The organism is Allobosea sp. TBD101 (assembly GCF_059817965.1).
The window spans coordinates 3,482,972-3,499,445 of sequence record NZ_CM187543.1; the positions used below are offsets into that span (position 1 = coordinate 3,482,972).

12 protein-coding genes and 1 pseudogene are annotated in these 16,474 nt (G+C 67.1%); 9 read left to right on the plus strand and 4 right to left on the minus strand.

From position 1 onward, the window contains the following. Window positions 1-20: 20 nt before the first annotated feature. Genes AC6RIC_RS16945 through AC6RIC_RS16960 form a run of 4 tightly spaced genes read right to left on the minus strand, consistent with a single transcriptional unit; the run spans window position 21 to window position 6,031 of the window. On the minus strand, window positions 21-3,437 hold the full coding sequence (locus tag AC6RIC_RS16945; protein ID WP_499733199.1) for an error-prone DNA polymerase: 3,417 nt from the start codon (window positions 3,435-3,437) through the stop codon (window positions 21-23). Then, window positions 3,434-4,978: a Y-family DNA polymerase gene (locus AC6RIC_RS16950; RefSeq protein ID WP_499733200.1), complete on the minus strand. Its 1,545-nt coding sequence runs from the start codon at window positions 4,976-4,978 to the stop codon at window positions 3,434-3,436. The genes AC6RIC_RS16945 and AC6RIC_RS16950 overlap by 4 nt, the downstream gene beginning before the upstream one ends. Then, complete coding sequence (locus AC6RIC_RS16955; RefSeq protein WP_499733201.1) at window positions 4,884-5,735, minus strand: ImuA family protein; 852 nt, start codon at window positions 5,733-5,735, stop codon at window positions 4,884-4,886. The genes AC6RIC_RS16950 and AC6RIC_RS16955 overlap by 95 nt, the downstream gene beginning before the upstream one ends. A 32-nt stretch (window positions 5,736-5,767) precedes the next feature. Next, entirely contained in the window at window positions 5,768-6,031 is a 264-nt protein-coding gene (locus AC6RIC_RS16960; RefSeq protein WP_499733202.1) for a helix-turn-helix domain-containing protein, read from the minus strand. Here AC6RIC_RS16960 and AC6RIC_RS16965 point away from each other — a divergent pair, their 5' ends adjacent. From AC6RIC_RS16965 to AC6RIC_RS17005, 9 genes and pseudogenes are all read left to right on the plus strand, one after another. Next, the gene (locus AC6RIC_RS16965; protein WP_499733203.1) at window positions 6,032-6,436 is read left to right on the plus strand and encodes a TonB-dependent receptor plug domain-containing protein; all 405 of its coding nucleotides are present in this window, start codon (window positions 6,032-6,034) and stop codon (window positions 6,434-6,436) included. A 39-nt stretch (window positions 6,437-6,475) separates the two neighbouring features. Further along, on the plus strand, window positions 6,476-7,921 hold the full coding sequence (locus AC6RIC_RS16970; protein ID WP_499733204.1) for a phospholipase D-like domain-containing protein: 1,446 nt from the start codon (window positions 6,476-6,478) through the stop codon (window positions 7,919-7,921). Window positions 7,922-8,008: 87 nt separating this feature from the next. Then, a pseudogene (locus tag AC6RIC_RS16975) lies at window positions 8,009-8,806 on the plus strand (endonuclease/exonuclease/phosphatase family protein); the annotation flags it as partial. A gap of 513 nt (window positions 8,807-9,319) precedes the next feature. After that, on the plus strand, window positions 9,320-9,868 hold the full coding sequence (locus tag AC6RIC_RS16980; RefSeq protein WP_499733205.1) for a chromate transporter: 549 nt from the start codon (window positions 9,320-9,322) through the stop codon (window positions 9,866-9,868). Window positions 9,869-9,878: 10 nt separating this feature from the next. Next, window positions 9,879-10,415 carry a chromate transporter gene (locus AC6RIC_RS16985; protein ID WP_499733206.1) on the plus strand — a complete coding sequence of 179 codons (537 nt, stop codon included), beginning with the start codon at window positions 9,879-9,881 and terminating at the stop codon, window positions 10,413-10,415. A 240-nt stretch (window positions 10,416-10,655) separates the two neighbouring features. Then, complete coding sequence (locus AC6RIC_RS16990) at window positions 10,656-12,914, plus strand: TonB-dependent hemoglobin/transferrin/lactoferrin family receptor (protein ID WP_499733207.1); 2,259 nt, start codon at window positions 10,656-10,658, stop codon at window positions 12,912-12,914. A gap of 92 nt (window positions 12,915-13,006) precedes the next feature. Beyond that, window positions 13,007-13,753 (plus strand): hypothetical protein, encoded by a 747-nt coding sequence (locus tag AC6RIC_RS16995; protein ID WP_499733208.1) that lies wholly within the window; start codon window positions 13,007-13,009, stop codon window positions 13,751-13,753. Window positions 13,754-13,757: 4 nt separating this feature from the next. Beyond that, window positions 13,758-14,630 carry a ChaN family lipoprotein gene (locus tag AC6RIC_RS17000; RefSeq protein ID WP_499733209.1) on the plus strand — a complete coding sequence of 291 codons (873 nt, stop codon included), beginning with the start codon at window positions 13,758-13,760 and terminating at the stop codon, window positions 14,628-14,630. Further along, the gene (locus AC6RIC_RS17005; RefSeq protein WP_499733210.1) at window positions 14,627-16,369 is read left to right on the plus strand and encodes an ABC transporter ATP-binding protein/permease; all 1,743 of its coding nucleotides are present in this window, start codon (window positions 14,627-14,629) and stop codon (window positions 16,367-16,369) included. The genes AC6RIC_RS17000 and AC6RIC_RS17005 overlap by 4 nt, the downstream gene beginning before the upstream one ends. Window positions 16,370-16,474 lie beyond the last annotated feature (105 nt).

Genomic DNA, 16,474 nt, shown 5'->3' on the forward strand with positions numbered 1-16,474 from the left:
CCATGCGAAACACCTGCCGCTCAATGGAAATCCCGCGATTTCGGGAGGATGCGGACATTGCGCGGATGGCGATGGCGCGGCAGCGGCGGGTTCTTGAGTTCGTCGATGGGCATCGGCACCTCGGCGCGATGCGTATCCGAAAGCGAGAGCAGATCGATCGAACGGTCGGCGATGCGCTGCGCCATGAGATGAGTGACGCCTTCGACGCTTTTCTGGACCCGGCCCTCGACCAGCATCAATCGCGCGCCCATGACCTCGCGGCGGAAGCGCTCGAACAATCGCGCCCAGATCACGACATTGGTGATGCCGGTCTCGTCCTCCAGCGTGACGAAGATGGCGTTGCCCTTGCCCGGCCGCTGGCGCACCAGCACGATGCCTGCCGTGCGGACGAAGGCGGCATCGGGCTTCGCCTCGGTTTCCGCACAACTCAGCACGCCCTCGCGCCGGAAGCGCGGGCGCAGGAGCTGCATCGGATGCCCTTTCAGCGAGAGCCGGACGATCTGGTAATCGGCGACGATATGCTCGGCCAGCGGCATGAGCGGCAGCGCCATGCTCCGTTCCGAGCCCAGCTCGCGGGCCTGCGCGGACTGGAACAGCGGCAAAGCGGGATCGTCCGGCAGGCGCCGCACGGCCCAGAGCGCCTCGCGCCGGTCGAGGCCCAGCGAGCGGAAGGCATCGGCATCGGCGAGCAGACGCATGGCGCGGGCGGGTAGACTGGCTCGACGCATCAGCTCCTCGACGTCGCGGTAAGGGCCGCCAGCTTCCCGCTCCTCCGCAATGGCGAGGCCCCACTCATCCTTGAAGCCGTCGATCTGGCGGAAGCCGAGCCGCAGGGCGAAGGGGTCTCTCCCGCTCTCCTGGCGCGGCCGATCGCGGTAAGAACTTGTTTCCGAAACAGCTTCCAAGCTGTTGTCCAAAAAGCTGGAATTGACATCGGCCGGCCGTGGTTCGACGCCGCCGTTCTCCTCCGCCTCCCGTACGATCTGGGCCGGAGCATAGAAGCCCATCGGCTGGGAATTCAGCAATCCGGCAGCGAAAGCCGCCGGATAGTGCTTCTTGAGATAGGAGGAGATGTAGACCAGCTTGGCGAAGGAGGCCGCATGACTCTCCGGGAAGCCGTAGCTACCGAAGCCCTTGATCTGCTCGAAGCAACGCTGGGCGAAATCGCGTTCATAGCCGCGTGCGACCATGCGCTCGACCATCATCGTCTCGTAATTGCCGATGGTGCCGGCATTGCGGAAGGTCGCCATCGCCTTGCGCAGGCCGTTGGCTTCGATGTCGGAGAATTTGGCGGCAACCATGGCGAGCCGCATCGCCTGTTCCTGAAAGAGCGGAACGCCTTCGGTCTTGTTCAGGACTTCGAACAGCTCATCCGGCCGTCCATGCTCCGGCGAAGGAGCCGGATAGGTCACGTCTTCGATCCCCGCCCGCCGCTTCAGATAGGGATGGACCATGTTGCCCTGGATCGGGCCGGGCCGGACGATCGCAACCTGGATGACGAGATCGTAGAATTTCCGCGGCTTGAGCCGCGGCAGCATGTTCATCTGGGCGCGGCTCTCGACCTGGAAGACGCCAAGCGACTTGCCCTCGCAGAGCATATCATAGGTCGCTTCGTCGCCATCCTTGAGATCGGCGAGCGCGTAATCCCTTCCTCCGTTCGCCTTGATCAGATCGAACGCCTTGCGGATGCAGGTCAGCATGCCCAGCGCGAGCACATCGACCTTCATCAGCCCTAGTTCGTCGATGTCGTCGCGATCCCATTCGATGAAGGTGCGGTCCTCCATCGCGGCATTGCCAATCGGCACGGTCTCGTCGAGGCGCCCGCGCGACAGCACGAAGCCGCCGACATGCTGCGAGAGATGGCGCGGATAGCCCAATAGCCGGGTGGCGAAATCGACGGCGCGGCGGATCGTCGGATTGGTCGGATCGAGCCCGGCCTGGCGGACGCGGGCATCGCCGATCTCGCTGCCCCAGCTCCCCCAATTGGTATCGGCGATGCGGGCGGTGACGTCCTCGGTCAGGCCCAGCACCTTGCCGGCCTCGCGGATCGCGCTACGCGGCCGGTAATGGATCACGGTCGCGGCGATGCCGGCGCGGTGGCGGCCGTATTTCCCGTAGATCCACTGGATCACCTCCTCGCGCCGCTCATGCTCGAAATCGACATCGATATCGGGTGGTTCGCGGCGCTCGGTGGAGATGAAGCGCTCGAACAGCACGTCATTCTCGGCGGGGTCGACCGCGGTGATGCCGAGCACGTAGCAGACAGCGGAATTGGCGGCCGAGCCACGGCCCTGGCAGAGGATGCCCCGGCTGTCGGCAAACTCGACGATCTGGCGGATGGTCAGAAAGTAACGGGCGTATTTGAGCTTCTTGATCAGCACAAGCTCCTTGGTCAGCAGCCCTGCCACCTTTGCAGGCACTCCTTCCGGGTAGCAGATCAGGCTGCGCTGACGGACCAGCTCTTCCAGCCAGTCCTGATCCTTCCAACCGGGCGGAATCGGCTCGTCGGGATATTCATATTCAAGCTCGCCAAGATCGAACTCGATGCGGGAGAACAGGGCCTGCGTCTCGGCGACGGCCTCGGGCGCGTCGCGGAAGAGGCGCGCCATCTCCTGCGGCAGCTTGAGATGGCGCTCGGCATTGGATTCGAGCAGGCGCCCGGCCCGCTCGATGGTGGTGCCCTCGCGGATGCAGGTCAGCACGTCCTGCAGGTCGCGCTGGGCGATGGAATCGTAGAGCGCGTCATTGGTCGCGATCAGCGGGGTGCGGGTCGCGGCGGCGATATTCCTGAGGCGCGCGAGGCGGCGGCGGTCGTCGCCACGCCGGTGCATGCTAGCGGCGAGCCAGACCGCGCCGGGCGCGGCCTCGTCGAGCCGGGCGAGCAATGCGGGCAGGCTATCGAGGCTGCGCGCGGGCATCAGGATCAGCAGCAGGTCGCGGGCATCGTTCAGGAGGTCGTCAAGAACGAGACGGCATTCGCCCTTCTTCACGCCGTCCTTCAGGTTGCCATGGCTGAGCAGACGGCAGAGCCGGCCCCAGCCGGCGCGATTGGCAGGGTAGACGACGATATCGGGCGTGCCGTCGGCGAAGACGAGGCGGGTGCCAGTCGCGAGCTTGAAGCACTCCGCCTTCGCCTTCATCTGCGCGGGGGTGAAAGGCAGGGCGGCGAATTCAGGGTTCTCGGCCCAGTAATACTCGCCGGGGCTGCCACCTTCCCTGACCTTGTCGGGCGCCGGCAGGCCATCCTCGCGCAACTGCTTCAGCGCTGCCCAGGCGCGCACGACGCCCGCCACCGTGTTGCGGTCGGCGATGCCGATGCCGGAATAGCCGAGCAGCAGCGCCGTCAGCACCATATGCGGCCCCGGCGAGGCGCCGCGCAGGAAGGAAAAATGCGTGGCGGCAACGGGTTCGACGAAGGCATTCGCAATCTGATTCATGCGAAGAGCCCGTGCAGGAACCAGCGCGGCGGAGCGCTGTCGGCCTCGTAGAAACCGATGCGGTAAAGCCAGAAGCGGCGTCCTTGCGCATCCTCGACGCGGTAATAGTCGCGCATCGGCTCGTCCGAGCCGTCACGCCACCATTCGGGGGCGATGCGCTCGGGGCCTTCGGCGCGGGCGACGTCATGGATGAGGCGCCGCCAGCGGAAGCGGATCGGCGGTCCATCGGGGACCTCCGCGATGGCCTCGACCGGCTGGGGCGGCTCGAAGAGCTGGAGCGGGCGGGCCGGCGGCTCCTGCGGTTCGGGCGCGGACCAAGGCGTTTCCGGCAACGGCGCTGCGGCCGAGAGTGCCTTGGCAGCACGGACGGGATGATGCGTGTCCTGCGCCGCGAAGCGCAGCACGCGATTGCGGCCGAAGCGCGTGACGAGCCGGTCAACCAGATCGGCCACCGCCTCCTCCTCGACCGCCCGGCCGTCGAGGCTGTGCTGGGGCGTGTCGAGCGGCTCGCAGAGCGGCACGGCGAGCTTGATCGCATCGAAGCCGAAACCCGGATCGAGCGGATCAGCCAGGGTCTCGACGCGCTCGCGATAGAGCCGGAGCAGCGCCCCGGCGTCGCGTGACGGGCGGCCGGTCTCGATAGCGAGGCGGCGCACGGCGCCATCGCTGCGGAAGAAGCCGAGTTCGAAGACGCGCCCGCCCTCACCGCGCGCTTCCAGCACACGGGCTGCCTCTCCGATCAGCCTGACGACGACGGTCTCTAGGCTCGCGGTATCGGCAAAAGGCTCGGCGAAGTGACGCTCGACTACGCAATCGGGCGGCGAGCGCAAGGGCGTGATGCGGCGGTCCTCATGGCCGAGGATGCGCCGGAGCTTGACCGCCAGCGCCTCGCCGAAGCGGGCGGAGAGCGTCTCAGAGGGACGCTCCGCGAGATGGTCGAGCGTCTTGAGGCCGGCGCGGGAGAGCGCGATCACGGTCTCGGCGTCGGTATCGAGCGCGGCAGTCGACAGTGAACGCAGCAGCGCCTCTTCCTGGCCGGGGGGGACGATGCCACCCCGGCCATGGCGGGCGCAGGCGCGAGCGGCGTCGGGCGTGCCGGCGATGGCGGCTTTCAGTTTGAGGCCACCGCGCTGCATGGCGCGCCCGGCAAGATTACCGAGCCCCGCCTCGCCACCGAAGAGATGAGCGCAGCCGGTGATGTCGAGCATCAGGCCATGCGGCTCGTCGAGCGCGACCAGCGGCGTGAAGCGGTCGCAGAAACCGGCGAGCGCTTCGAGGAATTCGTTGTCGGCCTGCGGCTGCGTCTCCAATGCAACGAGATCGGGAATGCGGGCGCGGGCATCGGCCAGCGTCATCCCCCGCGTCAGGCCGAGAGCGACGGCGCGCTGGTCACAATCGACGAGGCGCAGCGCGTTGCCCTGCACCCCGGTCAGGACATGCGGCTTCTCAGCCGGCGCGCCGGAGGCCGGTATCGCGCCCGTCCGCCGCAACCTGTCCGTCGCCAGATAGGGGAACCAGAGGGCGAGATAGCGGCGCGGCATGGTCTGTCCGGGAAGCTCGGTCGAAAAGGCTGCGTTCCGCAAAGCAATGTCGGTCACGGTCCCACTCCACACGCCACTCACGCTCGGCCGCGCCGCCGCGCTGGCGCAGCAATCTCAGGGCGAAGGCCGGGGCGCCCGGCGCATTCGCCTCCAGAGCCCGCGAGGCGAGCGCCCTCACCTGCCAGCGCGTGCGCGCCGCGCTCGGTGCCTCGGCGGCCGCGACGCGCAGCAGCAGTACCGGCACGCCCGAGGCTTCCGCCGCGAGGGCGAGCCGGCGGCTCGCCGTCAGGTCGAAAGGGCGCGGCTCGCCCCAAGGCTCGATCAGCACGGCGCCCAACGCGGCACAGCGCGCCGCTTCAGCCCCGGCCCGAAGCACCCCTTCGCCATCGCGCGCCCGGACCAGGAGCAGGCGCGCCGGATCGAGCCCGAGCTCGTTCAGCCCCGGCGCATGGAGTCGCCCGGTCTCGGCATCGACGAAATCCTGCCGCGCCCAGAGAATGGTGCGTTCATCGGCCTTCTCCTCGCCCTGCCCCGCCCGCAATGCGAGTCCGAGCGCGAAACCGGTCGCAGCGGCGAGATCGGCGACCTCAGCGGCGTAGATCTCGTGCAGCGCGGCCCTTACGAGCCCGCCGTTCAGGACCTCGTCCAGAGCAGGCACGCCGAGACCGATCCGGCCGGCCGCGGCCGGACCGCTCCGCAGAGCGGCCTCAGCAAGGCTGCGGCGCAGATCGGACAGGGTCGGTGCGGTCTCTGGCATGGGAGTACGATAATTGTTCTCTCTTTGTTCTTTTATAGAACGCTCCCGGCCGGAAGGCGAGTCGAGTCTTCCAGCCGTCCCCATGCCCCTGCCAGAGGGTGACGCGGACCAGGTCTCGCCGCTGACGCCAGGGCCTTGATCTGCGAGGGCGGGCGGCCGAAGCGCTTGCGAAAGCAGCGGTTGAAATAGGAGAGACCACCAAAACCGACCTCATAAGCGACGGCGCTGATGGCCAGGGTCGCAGCCTCGGCCGTGACCAGCCGCTGCCAGGCGCGGTCGAGCCGGCGCTCCAGCACATGACCGGAAAAGGTCCGGCCCTCGGCCCCGAACAGCTTCTGGTGATGAGCGACGGCATGCCGACGAACGCGCCGCGGCGTGACGTCTCGCGCATCCCCTCACTGATCGATCTCAACATGGTGGAGCGGATCGAACTCGTCGCGGGTGCCTCCAGCCTCTATGGTGCGGGCGCGACCGGCGGCGCGGTCAGCACCGCAATCCGCGGATTCCCCAGATATCGGCCGTTCGCTGGCGCCGGAAGCCTCGGTCACGGTCTCCGGCAAGGTCGCCGACGCGATGGGCTACGGTTGCCTGTTCTCGCTGGCGACCGCCATCTCAGCCATCGCCGTGATCGCGACGGCCCGGATGCTCGCGCTGCGAAGATCATGCAGCCACCGGGCGCCGGAACGATCGAACTCGGCTGAGCATGGCGGAGAGCCCGTCCCCGCGCTAGCCTTGGCCGCATGTGGGAGATTCTCTCAACCTATTGGCCGCATATCCTCGCGGTCATCACCGTCGTGACGTCGACCGTCGCCGGCGCGCATGCGGTGATGACGAAGGACGAGGTGCGTGCCGCCATCGGCTGGGTCGGCGTCATCATCCTCTCGCCGATCGTCGGGCCGCTGCTCTACGCCATCGCCGGGGTCAACCGCATCCGGCGCGCCTCGATCCTGGCGCAGCGGCCGGGCCACGGCATGGCCGCCGCCGATTTCCATGTCGAGGACGAAGTCGTCGGGACGCATTTCGGCCGGCGCTTCCTCGCGCTCAAGACGCTCGGCGACCGTGTCGCCCGCCATCCGCTGACCACAGGCAACCGCATCGAGACGCTGGAGACCGGCGACGCGGCCTATGCCGCGATGCTCGCCGCGATCGCTGTGGCCGAACGCAGCATCATCCTGGAAAGCTATATCTTCGACCGCGATCCGCTCGGCCTGCGCATCGCCGACGCGCTGATCGAGGCGCATCGACGCGGCGTCGCGGTGCGGGTGCTGATCGACGCAGTCGGGGCGCGCTATTCCGTGCCGAGCATCGCCGGGCATCTGCGCGAGGGCGGTGTCGCCGTCGACGTCTTCAACGGCAACATCATCGTGGGCCTCAGGCTGCCCTACGCCAATCTCAGGACGCACCGGAAGATCATCGTCGTCGACGGCACGGTCGGCTTCATGGGCGGCATGAACATCCGCGAGGGCTTCACCCGCGAATTCGCCGGCGATGCCTTCGCCCATGACACGCATTTCCGTGTCGAAGGCCCCGTGGTGGCCGATCTCTTCGCGGTCGCGGCCGAGGACTGGTGCTTCGCCACAGGCGAAGCACTCGCAGGCCCCGCCTGGGAGATTCCGGCACTGGCGCGCGGCGGCATGCCGGTGCTGGCGCGCGCGGTGCCGACCGGGCCGGATTCCTATCTCGAAACCAATCACAAGCTGTTGATCGGGGCGCTGTCGGTGGCGCGCCATTCGGTCCGGATCATGTCGCCCTATTTCCTGCCGGACCAGGAACTGATCAGCGCGCTCGTCACCGCGGCACGGCGCGGTGTCGACATCGATATCGTCGTCCCCTCGGTGAACAATCTCGTGCTGGTCGACCGGGCCATGACTGCGCAATTCGACCAGATTCTGAAGAATTACTGCCGGATTTGGCGCTCAACCGGCGCCTTCGACCATTCCAAGCTCCTCGCCATCGACGGCAGCTGGGCCTATGTCGGTTCCTCCAATCTCGACCCGCGCTCTCTGCGTCTGAATTTCGAGATCGACCTCGAGGTTCTGGACCACGGTTTCGCCCGCGCGATCGAGCGCCGGATCGAGACGGTGATGGCCACTGCGACCCCGGTCACGCTTGCCGGCCTGCGCGCCCGGCCCTATGTCATGCGTCTGATCGACAGGCTGATCTGGCTCGGCTCACCCTATCTCTGAGCCGCAGCGGTCATACCCCTGATGCCATGAATGCCTATGCCGGTTCCCGTTCGACCAAGCGGATCCGGAGCACGAGCCGGCGGAGCGATGCAGAAGAAGAGCCAGAGCCTGCCCGCCAGCATCATCGCCTCGCTGCGCCAGCGTAAGAACCGCCCCGGCACCATCCCGGCCGGCGCGGACGGACGCTCCGGCGGCACGCTGGTCGCCTCCTACAACGTCCATAAATGCGTCGGCATCGATGGCCGCTTCGATCCCGGCCGGGTCGCGCAGGTGATCCGCGAGATCGCGCCCGACGTCATCGCCTTGCAGGAAGCCGACAAGCGTTTCGGCGCCCGCCACGGCCTGCTCGATCTCGCCCGACTGAAGGAGGAAACCGGCCTCATGCCGGTTCCCGTCGAGAGCGCCAATGCCGCGGCCCATGGCTGGCACGGCAATGTCGTGCTGTTCCGGCAGGGCTTGGTGCGCGACGTCCATCAGGTCTCGCTGCCGGGACTGGAACCGCGCGGCGCGCTCGTCGTCGACATCGACCTCGAAAGCGGAGCGGCGCTCAGGATCGTCGCGGCGCATCTCGGCCTGCTCAGGCGCTCGCGCTCGCAGCAGGCCCGCATGATCATCGACCTGATGCGCAGCCGGGACGAGCGCCCCACCCTCCTGCTCGGCGACCTCAACGAATGGCGCCTCGGCGGCCGCTCGGCGCTCAGCGCGCTCGATGCCGCCTTCGGCGCGATGCCGGTGCCGGTGCCGAGCTTCCCGGCCGGTCTGCCTTTGCTGGCCCTAGACCGGATCATCGCCAACCGCCCCGAAATCCTGTCGGAGGTCGCGGTCCACGACTCGCCGCTGGCGCGCGTCGCTTCCGACCATCTCCCGATCAAGGCCTTCGTCGACCCCGCCATGGCAGCGCTGCCGGTCAGCGCACCCGAGCTCGTGCTCGTGCCGACCGAGGCGGCACCACCCGGAAGGGCCGCGCCGCGAGACAAGGAAACGCCCTTGCCGCTCACCGCCCTGTCGCCCGGAAAGGGTCGCCGCGGCAGCAACCGCGAACTGGTGCGCAAGGCCGGCGACCAGTTGAAACGCGCCGTCAAACGGACCTTGCGACGACCGGACACGCCGCCGCGCTAGGTGACACGGCCAATTTCTGGCCGCGCCTGCCCGCCCCCCTCTTGTCATTCCGGGGGGCGCCGCAGGCGCGAACCCGGAACCCACGACCGGGTGAGACATCGTGTGTTCGGTTGCGAGCGGCTCGCCCAGTCGTGGGTTCCGGGTTCTTCGCTGCGCGAAGCCCCGGAATGACAAGGGTAGTTTGCACCCATGGTCATGCCGGCAATGCGCTTCAGCGCTGGCCAATCCCGGCGAAGCCTGCTTTCTGGATTCGCCAGCCGTCTCAGGACGCAGAATCAGATGCCGGATGCCTTGGCAGAGCGCCCGAGCGCGCTGCAACTTTTTTTGATCTTCGCGCGGATCGGGCTGACCAGCTTTGGCGGCGGCCTGAGCGGCTGGATGCTCCGCGAATTCGTGCAGCGGCGACGCCTGATGAGCGAGGAGGATTTCCTCAACGGGCTCTCGGTCGCGCAGGCCCTGCCCGGCGTCAATGTCACCAACATGGCGATCTGGATCGGCTACAGGCTCGGCGGGCGCAACGGCGCCATCGCCTCCTGGCTCGGCATCGTCGTGCCGGCCGCCTTCGTCATCGTCCTGATCGGCAGCGTCTTCGCCTCGCTTGCCGGCTATGAGCTCAGCCATGTCGCGCTCAGCGGCGCGGCCTCGGCAGCGATCGGCCTGTCGCTGGCGATGGGGCTGACCGCGGCAAGGCGCGTGCCGCGCCGGCTGTTCCCGCTCGCGATCATGGCCGCGACTTTCGTGGCCGTCGCGATCCTGAAATGGCCGCTGCTCTGGACGGTGCTCGGCTTCGGCTCGCTCAGCGTCGCCGTGACCTACCGGGACGGCTGAGCGCCACAGCATGCAATCCCTGCCCTTCAGCATCCTGCTCGTCTTCCTGCCGCTCTCGCTGGTGACCATCGGCGGCGGCCAGAGCGCCATCGCCGACATGCACCGCCAGATCGTCGAGGCGCATCACTGGATGAGCGCCGCGCAGTTCGTCGATGCCTTCGCCATCGCGCGGCTGGCGCCCGGCCCGGGCTCGCTGCTGGCGACGCTGATCGGCTGGCAGATCGCCGGGTTCTGGGGCGCGCTTGCGGCCACCGCCGGCATCTTCGGGCCGACCGCCTTCCTGATCTACGGCGTCGCCCATATCTGGTCGCGCTACGAGGGCGCCCGACTGCTGCGTGCGCTTGAGAAGGGCTTACGGCCCGTCGCGGCTGGGATGATCCTGGCGGCGAGCTATGTCCTGATCCAGTCGCTCGACAGCGGCTGGCTCGGCCGTGGCACCGCGCTCGCCTCGACCGCCCTGCTGTTGCTGACGCCGATCAATCCACTGCTGTTGATCGCCGGCGGCGCCGGCTGCTTCGTCGGGCTGCACTTTCTGGCGCTGATCTAAGCGCCTGTCGCAACGCTGAAGCCAACAGACACCGCGCCAGAACAGCGAACATCTCGAACAATCAATCTCTCAATCAGTCTGCAACCCCTTCTACAAACCCGCGCCTTACAATAATTATATTATATACAACGCTCAGTTTTGAATTATATCAATTATTATATTATAGATTCACAAAGAATCAACTTGCGAATCCTTTCGCTAGACCATTACACGCCCCGGACATGGGACTGGGGTTACGTAATGAATAATAATTCTAGACTGGTTTTCCTGACAGCGCTGCTGTCGACGACGGCGCTTTCGGTGGCACAGGCGCAAACGCCGCAGGCCAAAGGGCGCAGCAGCGAACAGATGATCTCGCTCGACCAGATCACGGTCACGGCGTCGCGCGGCGAGAAACAGGTGCTCGATGTTCCCGGCACCGTCAGCGTGATCACCCGGCAGGAACTCGACGAACGGATCACGCGCGACACGCAGGATCTGGTGCGCTACCAGCCTGGCGTCAGTGTCAACCGCATCACCACCGCCACGGACCCGTTCGGCAATTACGGCGGTTTCACCATCCGTGGCGTCGGCGGCAACCGCGTGCAGATGCAGGTCGACGGTTCCCGCGTGATCGAGCGTGTCACCGACGGCAATCGCGATTTCGTCGACCTGCCCTTCCTGAAGAATGTCGAGATCGTCCGTGGTCCCGGCTCGGTGCTCTGGGGTGCGGACGCGCTCGGCGGCATCGTCGCCTACCGAACGCTGGACCCGGAAGATCTCTTGAAGGGCAAGGACAAGCCCTATGCGGCCCGGCTGAGCACCAGCTATGACAGCCTCGACCGCTCCTTCGTGAAGACCGGGATCGCGGCCTTCCGCTTCTCGCCGATGCTCGAAGGCATCATCGGCGTCAGTCACAAGAGCGCCGAAGAGGCACGGCTGAGCAAGGCGCGCGCCGATGGCGGCCGCTGGGGCTGCCCGGTGCCGACCTTGCGCTTCCTTGGCTGCGACAAGCTCAATCCGCTCGACGTCACCGTCTGGAACAGCTTCGCCAAGCTCGTCTTCAAGCCGACGGCGGATCATACCTTCAAGCTGACCGGCGAATATTACGACAGCGATTCGACGGTGAACCAGCTCTACAACTACAACGTCGTGAGCGCGGGCATTCGGAACGGGCCGAATATCCGCAACCAGGTCAAGAGCCGCAAGCGGGTCGCATTCGAGCACGAATGGCAGGCCGGATTGAGCTTCCTCGATTCCGTGCGCTGGCAGGCGTCGTTCTCGCCGCAGGAGCGGACCTTCGTCACCAACAACCTGCAGAGGCTCGCCAATGGCCAGCAACGGCTGACACGCGGCCTGCACGACTATTCCGAACAGTTCTCACAGCTCGACATCCAGGCGAAGTCGAGCTTCGCGCTGAGCTCGAGCTTCCACCGCCTGACCTACGGCTTCCAGGGCGACATCACCAAGACGAACTACGAGCGTCGCGACGACGTGCGGAATCTCACCACCGGCGTGACGACGACAACGATCGCAGGCGGCTTCAACTTCGCGAACTCGACGACGAACCGCTACGATTTCTATCTCCAGGACGAGATCGAGCTGCTATCCGGCCGCTGGACGATCACGCCCGGCCTGCGCTACGCGAACTACAACATCGATCCACGGCCGGGGCCGGGCTACCAGGCCACCAAGGGCAAGGAGCCGCGCGAACTCACCTCGCACCGGCTGGTTCCCCAGATCGGCACGCTCTTCAAGCTCGACGATACCTATTCGGTCTATGGCCGCTATGCCGAGGGCTTCAAGATGCCGACGGCCGAGCAGCTCTATACCTCGCTGCCGTCCTCGACCTTCACCCTGATCCCGAGCCCGGATCTGCGGCCGGAAAGCGTGCGCTCCTACGAGGCCGGCTTCCGCGGCAAGTACGCCGATGGCTGGTTCTCGGTCGGCGTCTTCCACGCACGCTACAAGGACTTCATTCAGTCCCTGTACAACATCCCCGGCACGAACGATTACACCTACCGGAACCTGTCGCAGGTGCAGATCTCCGGCGTCGAGGCCTCGGCCGAGTGGCGCTTCCACGAGCGCTGGCTGGCGAGCGCGACGCTCAGCTACCAGTACGGCAAGCAGCGCGTCGAGGCGGGCCTGCCCGTCACACCCTTCGACGTCAATCCGTTCAAGGCCGTCACCGGGCTGAAGTACCTGATGCCGGAATACGGGCTCGAGGCCGAAGTCATCGGCACCTTCGCCGGCGGCGCGACCCGCGCCAGCTCGCCCACCCTCTTCAAGCAGGGCGGCTACTCGGTGTTCGACGCCTATCTGAGCTGGAAGCCGACCTCCGCCATTACTGTGCGCGGCGGCGTCGATAACATCTTCGACAAGCGCTACTTCGCCAATCTCGTCGGCGGAACGTCCTATGCGAAGGTTCCGTCGCCGGCATCGACCGCGGCCGCCAACCCGCTGGAACTCCAGACGGCGCCGGGGCGCACCTTCAAGCTCTCCGCTTCCGTCGAATTCTGATCCTGTTCGAGACGCCGGACGCCAAAAGCCCGGCGAATCAGCGGCGCCCTGGCCGAGACCCCGGGGCGTCGCAGCCCTTTCCGGAGACCAATATGAACAACGAGACCAATCCGCGCGAAAAGCTCGCGCAAGCGCCGGCCGAGATCCTCAAGAGCCTGCCCGCCATGGGGCGCGTCATGCTGAGCACCCGCTCCGGCGGCGCGACCCATGAGCGGATGGGTGTGGTCGAGGCCGTGACCATCGCCGGCAACGAGGTCCGCTTGTCCGGCGCCTTCCACGACAGCCGCATCGACCTCGCCACGGTCGTGCGTATCGTCGCCGACCGGACCAGCAAGATGCGCGATCGCGTGCTGCCGCGCCTGGAGTGCCAGGACGCGTCCGGCGAGACCTTGTTCAGCCTGATCGGACTCGATGGGCTGAAGCCCTTCGACAAGGCGCTGGAGCCGTTCGGCGCCGGCGAGAAACTGGAGCCGGTGCAGCGCGAGGCGCCGGGTGGCGGTGGCTCGGCGGACGTGCCGCAAGACGATCTCGGCGCCCGCAGCTTCGCAGCGATCCTGGCCAGCGGCGAGGCGATCGCGATCGATGTCGAGCGCGCCGGGCTGTTCCAGCACTGGCAGGGCGCCCTGCCCGAGCCGAAACCGGCGATGGGCTTCGTCAACATCATGCAGGGCGATTTCCATCTGCACCTCAAGGCTGGCTCGGTCTCCGACTGGACCCGGACGGAAAGCGCGGGAACCGTGGCGCTCGAAGCCCGCGACAGCGAGGGCAAGAGCTTCGGCCTCGTCCTGCGCGGCCCGGCGGCCGCCTTCGCAGAGGTGCCGGATGTCTCCCGCGGCTGAACCGGTGCCTGCAGGCGCAACCTTCGCCCATCCGCGCGCGACATGGCTTTGCCCCGACACGGGCCGCCTGCTGGCGCAAGGCGAACTGATGCAGGCTATGGCGCAGAAGCACGTCGTCGTGCTCGGCGAGACGCATGACGTCGCCGAGATTCATCGCTGGCAATTGCACGTTACCACCTGCCTGCACCTGCTGCGGCCGCAGATAGCTGTCGGTTTCGAGATGTTCCCGCTACGCATCCAGCCAGTGCTCGATGCCTGGGTCGCGGGCGAGCTGGACACCGCGACCTTCATCGAGCGTAGCGAATGGGTGCAGGTCTGGGGCTTCGATCCCGAGCTCTATCTGCCGCTGTTCCATTTCTGCCGGCAGCAGCGGGTGAAGATGCTGGCGCTGAACTGCCACCGCCCGCTGGTCACGCGGGTCGGACAGGTCGGCTGGGACGCCATCCCGGTCGAGGAGCGCGATGGGGTCACGCCGTCTGCCCCCGCGACCGATGGCTATCGCGACTATCTGGCCGCCATCACCGGCCGCTTCAGCGGCTCGGCCAAGCCGGAGGCGATGGCGCCGGAGCGCTTCGATCGCTTCGTGCGGGCGCAGCAATGCTGGGACCGCTCCTTCGCCTGCCGCATCGCCGATCATCTGGCTGAGGCGACCGACGATCCGCTGGTCATCGGCATCATCGGGCGCGGCCATCTCGAATACGGCCATGGCACGCCGTTCCAGCTCCGCGATCTCGGCATCGAGGATGTCGCGGTCTTGTTGCCGGCAACCGACGCTGCGCCTGAAGCGGAGCCACTTGCCGGCATTGCCGATGCGCTGTTCCGGCTCGACACGCCCGAGCCGCCGCAATCGCGACGGACGCCGCGAGCGGCGTCATGAAAGCCGTGCTCTCCCAGATCATCGGGCTGACCCGGCTCTGCATCGCCGGGCCGGGCGGCAAGGTCGGCGCGCTCTATTTCGCGCTGATCTTCGGGCTAGGCCTCGCTGGGGTGCAGGTCATGGTCCGTCTGATCTCCTGGACCGCCGATTTCTACAATGCGCTGCAGAAGATCGATGTCGACGGCGCGCTCCGGCAGATCGCGATCTTCTTCGGGCTGATCGCGATCAGCGTCGGCATCCACCTCACCAGCGCCTATCTGCGCAAGATGGTGCAGATCCGCTGGCGGCGCGCCCTGACCGAGGCCGCGCTCGACCGCTGGCTCGCCGGCAAGGCCTATTGGCACATGCGCGAGCGCACCGATCACGGGCTCGACAATCCCGACCAGCGCATCGCCGAGGATTGCCGCATCTTCGTCGAGAAGCTCACGGTCGAGGGGTTGGAACTTGCCACGAATATCGTCGCGCTGGTGACCTATGTCTCGATCCTGTGGTCGCTCTCGACCTTCGCGCTGTCATTCAGCTTGTTCGGGTATCCCATCGAGATTCCCCGTTACATGGTCTGGGCCGCACCGCTCTATGTCGCGATCGCCACCGTCATCACGCATGGGCTTGGCCGCCCGCTGAAGGCGCTGACGGTCGAGCAGCAGCGGCGCGAGGCCGATTTCCGCTTCTCGCTGGTGCGCCTGCGCGAGCATGTCGAGGCGGTGGCGCTGGCCGACGGCGAGCCGGCGGAACGGCGGCTCTTCCGCGAGCGCTTCGGTGCCATCGCCCGGAACTGGCAGAGGCTCGCCAATCGCGAACTCATACTCGGCTTCTTCACCCGCCCCTATTTCCAGACCGTGCTGCGCATCCCGCTCTTCCTGGCGTTGCCGGCCTATCTCGCCGGACGGGTCACCTTCGGCGGGCTGATGCAGATCGGTTCGGCCTTCCAGAACGTGGTGACGACGCTGTCCTGGTTCGTGTTCTCCTATCGCGACCTGACCGAACTCGCCGCGGCTGCGAGCCGTCTCTCGCATTTCATGCGGGGAGCCGAAGGCGCCATCTCGCCGCAGGCCGGCCCTGCCCTGCACAAGGCGGGCGACACGCGGCTACGCCTGCGCGACCTCGTGCTCGCAACGCCGTCCGGGCGCCGCCTCACCCCCATGCCCGATCTCGTGCTGGAGGCCGGCAGCAGCTATTGGCTCGCGGCACCGTCCGGCCATGGCAAGAGCACGCTGGCAAAAGCCATCGCCGGGCTCTGGACGCATGGCGAGGGCCGGATCGAGCGGCCCGAGGGCCGCATTCTCGTCCTGCCGCAGCAGCCCTATCTGCCGCTCGGGAGCTTGCGCTCCGCGCTGGCCTACCCGCAACCACCCGACGCGGTCGACGAGGCAACACTGCGCCAGGCGCTCGCCGCCGTCGGCCTCGAAGATCTTTGGTCGCTCGACGATGACGGCTGGACGGACAGGCGGCGCGGCCTGTCAGGCGGAGAACAGCAACGCCTCGCCCTTGCGCGCGCGTTGCTGCAAGCGCCCGACTGGCTGGTGCTCGACGAGGCAACGAGCGCGCTGGATGCGCAGGCCGAGGCGCAGACGCTGTCGGCGCTGCGCCGGGCTCTGCCGGCGAGCACTTTGGTCCTGATCGCGCATCGCGCCCCGCAAGGGCTTGGCTCGCTGCGGATGATCGAGCTTCGGCAGCAAGCGTCGCGCTCCGACGCCACTCTCGGCAGTGTCCTCGCCCAACCCGAGCCGGCAAGCTGAACCAAGATGGAACGTCTTTCTCGTCCGCTCTCGCTGCGCTGATGGCCTTTCCTTCGCTCGCTGACATGACGGGCGCCCTGCGGCGCCGGCTCGCCCAATGGCGCG